Origin of the sequence: Caballeronia terrestris (assembly GCF_001544515.1) — a bacterium.
Classification (GTDB): domain Bacteria; phylum Pseudomonadota; class Gammaproteobacteria; order Burkholderiales; family Burkholderiaceae; genus Caballeronia; species Caballeronia terrestris.
This window is the reverse complement of sequence record NZ_FCOL02000638.1, coordinates 1-516: the sequence shown is the minus strand read 5'-3', so window position 1 is coordinate 516 and position 516 is coordinate 1. Positions and strand designations below refer to the sequence as shown.

1 protein-coding gene is annotated in these 516 nt (G+C 64.0%); it reads left to right on the top strand.

What is annotated here, in order from left to right:
• Positions 1-492: zinc-binding dehydrogenase (locus AWB67_RS39345; RefSeq protein ID WP_143746871.1), on the top strand; the 492-nt coding region annotated here is incomplete at its 5' end.
• Positions 493-516: the final 24 nt, after the last annotated feature.

Sequence of the window (516 nt, the reverse complement as noted above, 5' to 3'; positions counted from 1 at the left end):
GGCCTTGGTCACGTCGCGGTTCAATACGCCATTGCGATGGGCCTGCATGTCGTCGCCATCGACGTTGAGCCCGCCAAGCTTGCGCTCGCCCGCGAACTGGGTGCGAAGCTCGCCATCGACGCTTCGACCGGCGATCCCGCAGCCGTGATCCAGAAGGAGATCGGCGGCGCACATGGCGTGCTGGTCACCGCCGTCTCGCGCAGCGCATTCGCGCAGGCGCTCGGCATGGTGCGCCGTGGCGGAACCATATCGCTGAACGGACTGCCTCCCGGAGATTTCCCACTGCCGATCTTCTCGACGGTACTCAACGGCATTACCGTACGAGGTTCGATCGTCGGGACCCGGCGCGACTTGCAAGAGTCGCTGGAATTCGCTGCGGAGGGCAAAGTCCGCGCCCGGATTCATCGCGACCGGCTCGAAAACATCAATTCGGTATTCGCCGATCTGAAGAACGGCAAGGTGGACGGCCGCGTGGTGCTGACGATCGATTGAAAGGCCGCTCGCGCTGGGTGGCAA